6 protein-coding genes are annotated in these 6401 nt (G+C 33.8%); 2 read left to right on the top strand and 4 right to left on the bottom strand.

Annotated features, from left to right (window positions below; genetic code table 4):
* Nucleotides 1–978: potassium transporter TrkG (locus tag DNK47_RS03155; RefSeq protein WP_146737545.1), on the top strand; the 978-nt coding region annotated here is incomplete at its 5' end.
* Between the two features lie 8 nt (nucleotides 979–986).
* Nucleotides 987–2606, top strand: a complete 1620-nt coding sequence (locus DNK47_RS03150) for a GMP synthase (glutamine-hydrolyzing) (RefSeq protein ID WP_309250886.1) — start codon at nucleotides 987–989, stop codon at nucleotides 2604–2606.
* Nucleotides 2607–2636: 30 nt separating this feature from the next.
* Here the strand turns inward: DNK47_RS03150 and DNK47_RS03145 are convergent, their stop codons facing one another.
* The 4 genes from DNK47_RS03145 to DNK47_RS03130 form a co-directional block, all read right to left on the bottom strand.
* Nucleotides 2637–4355, bottom strand: coding sequence for an MIP family Ig-specific serine endopeptidase (locus DNK47_RS03145; protein WP_181454168.1), 1719 nt, complete (start codon nucleotides 4353–4355; stop codon nucleotides 2637–2639).
* 68 nt (nucleotides 4356–4423) lie between these two features.
* Nucleotides 4424–4975, bottom strand: coding sequence for a restriction endonuclease PLD domain-containing protein (locus DNK47_RS03140; protein WP_112665871.1), 552 nt, complete (start codon nucleotides 4973–4975; stop codon nucleotides 4424–4426).
* 1 nt (nucleotide 4976) lies between these two features.
* Nucleotides 4977–5597, bottom strand: coding sequence for a restriction endonuclease PLD domain-containing protein (locus DNK47_RS03135; RefSeq protein WP_112665869.1), 621 nt, complete (start codon nucleotides 5595–5597; stop codon nucleotides 4977–4979).
* Nucleotides 5598–5862: 265 nt separating this feature from the next.
* The coding region (locus DNK47_RS03130) for a hypothetical protein (protein ID WP_220084662.1) at nucleotides 5863–6401 on the bottom strand (539 nt) is incomplete at its 5' end.

The raw sequence follows: 6401 nt of genomic DNA, 5'->3' as shown, positions 1-6401 counted from the left end.
ATTCCTGAAGCAAATACAGGGATTAAAGGTAACTTTCTGAAATCTCTTTGGGCAGGAATTTTTCATTCTATATCCGCAGTTAACAATGCAGGATTAGACATTCTTGCCAAAGACTCAATTCATTCTTTTTCTAGAGGATGAGGAACTTTACTTTCTATAGTTTTTGCAGTTTGCTCTGTAGTAGGGGGAATAGGCTATCCAGCTTTATATGAATTCAAAGAATGACTTCTCAAGAAAAGAAGTAAGCAAAAAACCAAGAATATATTCTCTCTTTTTACAAAGATTTCCATATTAATGTATTTCTCTATTACTGTATTAGCGGGCGGAGGAGTGATCTTAGCTGAATATACAACAGGAAATAAAACCTCTTTGAATAATTGTTGTAAAAAAGATTGTTGCAATGACTTCAAAGATATTGAGAAAATTTGACAGCTAGTTTATCTAGTTATTTCTAGTAGATCTGCTGGATTTTATGGTATAGATCCTGCCTGTCTTCATGAAAAATCTCAATGAATTTTGCTAATGCTAATGTTTATTGGGGCCTCTCCAGCCTCAACGGCAGGGGGAATTAGAAGCATTACTTTATTCTTGATGCTTGGAAAGATCTGAGTTACTATGAGAGGAAGAAGAACACTTTCCATCTTCTCTAGATCCATCTCTGATCAAACTATTGACAGTGCTTATATAGTATTCTTTGTCTCTTCAGCCTTAATTACTCTATGCTCTTTGGGAATACCAAATGAAAAAAATGAACCTCAATCGAGACATGCCTCGTTATTTGAGGCCGCATCAGCTTTCGGTACCGCCGGACTTTCTTTAGGAGTTTCCGGTAAAACTACTGAGCTCGGAAAAGTTCTCTTAATGTGTTTAATGTTTATTGGTCAATTAGGAATTCCTAATTCACTGTTGTACTACAACAAACCAAGGGTGTCAAAGCAAAAGTTCTCCTATCCTGAAGAAAAATTGAGAATAGCCTAAAATTTTAATTAAATCTTCTTTTTACCTTCGCAATTAGTTCTCAAAATCTCAGAGAATTACTTTTAATTGATTTAGGTTCACAGTATAGTCCTGTTTTAGAGAGAAAACTTAATCAATTTAAGTTAGGAATCCATAAGCTCTCAGTAGATAGTGAGGTAATTCCACACCCTTCTTTTAATTTTTCTAACTATAAGTCTGTAGTAATCTCAGGAAGCCCTTTCTCAGTTGTAGAGTTCTCTAAAACCCCTTTTTTTAACTGAATAAAAACACAATTAATAGATTCACAAGATACACCTATTCTAGGAATTTGTTTTGGAATGCAATTAATCCACCAAGTATTTAATGGAAGCGTTTCTCCAGAGTTAGGACCCTGTTATGGGGAAATAGAGGTTGTTAGAGAAAGAGATCACCCCTTTTTTTACAATGTTCCATTTAAGTTCAGGGGTTGAGCTTCCTTCACAGATAGTGTCACTAGATTAGGCTCAGGATTTTTCTCTTTAGCGACTGGGGAAGGAAAAAATCTCATCGCCTCTCATGTTTCTAAACCCATTTATACTATTCAGTATCATCCAGAATTAGATGAATCTGAATTTGGAGAACAACTAATTAGAAATTTTTTAAGTATCTCTGGTTTTGATATTCAGTTAATAGATTCTGCTTATTTAAGTTCAAAATCAGAAAATTTGCTGTCTATTTTGACAAAAGAATACGCAGAACAATTGATGGGAAAGAAAATTCTTATTGCAGTTTCTGGCGGATTAGACTCCAGCGTGCTTATTCATTTCTTGAAAAATATGGTATTAGCTGGAGACATTTATCCTATTTACATCTCTACCGGCTTGTATCCAAAACATTATGAAGAAAAAGTAATTAACTATTTTTCTAAAAAGTTCTCTAATTTCAAGGTAATTAACTGGGAAGATAGTGTATTTGAAGAGCTAAAAGGAGTAAAGAATGCGGAACAAAAAAGAAAGATCATTTCTGAAAAATATTGAAAGAGTATTTGTTTAGTTGCTGAAGAGTTAAAGCAAAAGGGAGTTAGTGTGTTTGCTCAAGGAACACTTTGCTCTGATAAAGTGGAAAGTGGTAAGGGAGGGCAAGAAAGCGACACTATTAAATCACACCATAATGTCTTACATTCTGAAGAATTAAAGGAATTAGAGTTAATAGAGCCTTTCTCTAATATCTTCAAAGATCAAGTTAGGGAGTTAGGCTCTCAGTTACATCTTTCTACCTTTTGACTTTCTAAACAACCTTTTCCAGGACCAGGTTTAGCCATTAGAGTCATCGGAGAAGTTACTAAGGAAAAAGTAGAGCTATTGGGATCAATTCAACAATTTATAGAACAAGAATTTCAAGAAGAGGGATTGGAGAGATATAGTGATCAATATTTTCCAATCTTGTTATCTGATAAGGCAGTGGGAGTTAAGGGAGATCAAAGAATATTAGGTTATTCCATAGTTCTGAGAGCAATTAAGACAAAAGACTTTATGAGTGCCAGTGTCAGCCCTATATCTATTAATGAATTAATAGCTTTAGGAAATAAGATAGTTTCATCTTTTCCTGCAGTGAGTAGAGTTCTATATGACTTAACTACAAAGCCTGGAGGAACTATAGAGTGAGAATAGACCCTTAATACTTAGAAATTAATTAGTTTTTTATGATGTTCAGCCTTTCTTGCTTAGTCATGTTTCTTTTCCTCGACTAATCACAAATCTCTCTATTTGTTCTCTAAAAGATCCTCTTTGTCCTTCTGCCCCAACAATTAAGTCATACTTTCTAGTTTTGAAATTTCCATTCAGCTCTATTTCATCAGATCTAATAGGAGTAATTAAAGAGAACCTGGATTTATCTCCTGTCTCTCCCTTTGTTTTGAGTCCTATTAGATTTCCTTCTCCATCTATACTCATAGAACCAGAAGCCCCTTTACCTAATGAAAATCCTCTGAGGAAATAGAAGTGTCCCATTCTTTCATATTGCTTTCCATTTCATTCAATACTGGTACTGCCAAAAGACTGAGTAGAAGCGAGTCCCCTCACCCTCTCTCCTAGTGCTTTATTATTTTTTCTCTTTCTATCATCTGCCAAGCGGTCTCCTAGTAGCTGGCTTTCATCCCAAGTTCTAGAAGAACCAAATTTATTATCTACTCTTTTTGGATACCCTAAGCTGTAAAAATTCTCTTCACTTTTGTCTAATCTTTCTTTATCTAAAGATGGACCGAATATATTTATGGAATTATTTGAACCAATTGTATATTTTTCCGCAAATCCTTTTGTAATTTCCTTTGCAATTTGTTCATTAGTAAATTCAATCTCTATGACTGCAAAATCTTTGAAGTTGTTTTCTTGTATTCCTGCACTTTCATCCTCATCAAATAGATTTAGAGCCGCTCAGAATAATCTAGGTCTCTTAATTTTTCCTTGATAGAATAGTCCTCAATTAGCCCTCAGATTTTCTCCACTCGATTCTTTTGCAAGATTTATATCAAAAGCACCATAGTGTTCTTTATAGTAACAACTGTCAGCTGTTGCTAATGGATAATACTGAGAGGAATAACTTGTGTAATAGTTTTGTCAGGTTTTGTAATAATCACTGAGAGTTTCGGGAAGCACTTGCTTATAAGGGTTAGAGAAATCAAAATATCATTTGTTAATTACATGGGCATTTGTTGCAATATATCAGGTTGTAGGATAATTCTTACCTTTTTCTGGCAACTGATAGTCAAGTATTCAACCTGTCCCAGAGTTACAAGGAGAAAAAAGCTTAAAGGTATAGTCATCTAATTTTTCAAAAACTAATTCAGCTTGTTGTTTAATTTCTTCATTTGTTAATTGTTTAGGTGTGTAGACTTCAGGAGAAAGAGTTATTTCATCTTGTAGATTGGATATTTGAGATATAGAAGTTTCTTCATGCTCTTGTGGAGTTGTCTCAATAAGAGGTTCAGAGACTTCAGTTGTCACTGAATCATCTGAGAGTTGTAATTGTTCTGAAGTAGTTGAATGTGCTTCTTGTGTATCTCTTGTTGTTTCTTGAGTTACTAAGTTTGCTGAAGTGGATTGCGGAGAAGATAATTCAATTTGTTCAGGTTCCTCAGTAATGGCACTATCTTCCGATTTTGAATCAATTGATTCAACATTTGATTGGACATTTTCTTCATTAATTAGAATTTCTGGTGACAAGGGGGGGGCAATTGTTTCTGCACCTTGTTGTTCAAATAAGTTGAACGGTTTCGGCTGTTCTAAGTTATTTGGGCTAGATACTTGAGAAGAATCAACCAATTTAGTTTCAAAGTCATTTGAATTAACTAGCTTTTGAGTACCAACTAAAACCCCAGTAAGACCAGAGATCGCGACAATTCCTCACTTTAAAGCCTGCAAGAGATACTTAGATTTACTTAATTAAAAATTATTGCTAACTCGATAGTTAATTAAAAAAGGATTAGAAATTAAAGATCGTTAGGAAAAGATATGTACCATACATCTCTTTCAATACCTTTTCTATCTTTTTTTGTCTTATTAGTTTTCTTTAGAAATACTTTATCTCCACCATAACTTTCTAGTATTTCTTTATAGATAATTCCATCTCTTCTGCGGTCATAACAGACAAAGTCATAACTAGGAACAAAACCACACTCCGCAAGTCTTCCCTTTATTCACAAACCTATGATTCTTTTGTCTTCAAAAGTACTTAATCTTCTAATTTTTTTTCCAGCAAATCTCCCTTTAAATATGAACCCATCATCACACACTATATAAAATCATTCCTCTTTTGGCGGCAAATCATATTGACCATCAACTGTCAACTGTACGTCATATCAGCTTTGTTCCTTCCCTGTTTTTTCATTAAATAATGGTTTGTTGTAGCAAGCGTTTAAAGCAGATTTAGATAAATCTAAATGAGTAGAGGAATAGAGAATCTCTTGGCAAGAGGGAACTATTAAAGGAAAAACAATAGTTTGTGAGAATTCGGCACTTTCTACCTCTTTGAGAGTCAGCATTTTAAGAGTTGTTTTGTGGAAATTTTAGTTTAGTTGCTTTTCTTGTCTTTTTTCAGTAAAGCTCGTCTTCAGAAAGTAGATTGAAGCCTCCAAAGGAAGATATATTTTTAGATACGTCACTTGACTTTAAGCTCTTGATGTGGTTTAAGGATTTTTGAAGTGTATCTGTATTGTTTGTAAAAAGAGCTATTTCATATTGATTGAATAGTTGATCTTGTTTTGCCTTTAAAAAACTTAAGTTAGGGGAACCTATTATGGCTGAAAAGATTTGATCATTTTTAAGGAAACAATAAAGCTTTCCGTGGTACTTAAAAGAATGAGTAATTCTTATTTCACCTATTCCCGCCTTTTGTCATTTTTCATTAATGCTTAGTGCCAGCTGGAACAGTGTTTTTGGAAATCCATTGTTGCAATACATTCCCAGAATTAGACACACATTCTTAATATCTTTTTGCGTTATTAATCTATCTAATTCTTTCAAAGAGTTATAAGAAAAAAATCCTACAGCAATTGCTAGTTGATCTGATTTTTCAATTTCTTGCCTAAAACAATCATCAATTATTTCTTGATCTTTTTTTGCCAACAAAGGCCAAACATTAGAGTAAAGAAATCTTTCTTCCATTTCGACTAAGTTTTTTTAAGTGTTGGATTATTGTTTTGACTTTTGTGGTTTGTGTCAGCAGAATAATTAATAAGCAAGAAATAGAGAATTAAGAGATCCATCCGAGATTACAAAAATTATTGATAGCTTCAATTCTTTAATAATTAGAAATTTCAAAAAAGGAATAATTTTTAATAACTCACTTAATAAATTTCTTTCAGCTTTTTGAAGATTATGTGCTTAAAAAGACTTGATTCTGAAGGTAATCAGTTAACTTAATTGGCAGTTAGAGATATGAGAGTCTTCAAGTAAGGTTTCTGGCACTAACTATTCTTGATGGTTTTGGTTCATAAGAATTTCATATCCTTGCCCCCTCATCTATTTTTTGTCCTGAAAATGAAGGGCCACAACATTTAGGCTGTCCAGAAGAATCACAATTACCTTTTTCTCGACACAATTGAACTACTGGTTTTTGATTCTTAATAGTAACTTTTCAAGAGTCTCTTAGAGGGCCACTACTACCAGAAAATATGTATCAAAGAGTAGATTTATCCTTGTCGAATAAATATAGATTTCTAGTAGTATCTTTTATTTCAGATATGTTTGAAACTTTGATTACCTTACCATCAATGCCCCCCCCAGAGGAAGAACTAATTAGAGAGAAAGGCAGTGAAAGCTTGCAATCATATTTATCATTTGACTTCCCACAGACTAAATCTGCCCCACCAAGACCCGCCACTTCCCCATACCACTTAGATTCATAAGGACTAGAAAATATACCCGATGTTCACAAAGCTGTGCCCACTCCACCAACTCCTATAGCGC

Source organism: Mycoplasma wenyonii (genome assembly GCF_003265155.1).
Classification (GTDB): domain Bacteria; phylum Bacillota_I; class Bacilli_A; order Mycoplasmatales; family Mycoplasmoidaceae; genus Eperythrozoon_A; species Eperythrozoon_A wenyonii_C.
This window is presented reverse-complemented; position numbering and strand designations above follow the sequence as displayed.